The organism is Pseudomonas sp. H26/SER47-MNA-CIBAN-0231, from assembly GCF_040310465.1.
GTDB classification, from domain to species: Bacteria; Pseudomonadota; Gammaproteobacteria; order Pseudomonadales; family Pseudomonadaceae; genus Aquipseudomonas; species Aquipseudomonas atacamensis.
Window position 1 is genome coordinate 1 of record NZ_JBEOPW010000137.1, and the last position, 252, is coordinate 252.

Here is a 252-nt window from a genome sequence, read left to right on the forward strand (position 1 = left end):
TAGCAGCGGCGGAACCAGCAACGGAATAAAAGCGATGTGGATCGGCAGTATGTTCTGGGATGAAACTGCCACTGCGAGCAGCAGTGCGATCAGCAGCCACTTCACCGCCCCTGCACCCTTTATGTCTTGCTTACCGACCAATGCCAGGGCTTTGTCCGCAAGTGCATGAGCCAACCCGCTTTTCCCAATGGCAACCGCAAAAGCCCCCAACAATGCATATGACAAAGCTACCGTGGCGCCACCGCCTAGCCC

1 pseudogene is annotated in these 252 nt (G+C 56.7%); it reads right to left on the reverse strand.

Features of this window, described 5'->3' with window-relative positions:
* Positions 1–252: pseudogene (locus AAEZ10_RS27600) on the reverse strand (sodium:proton antiporter); the annotation flags it as partial.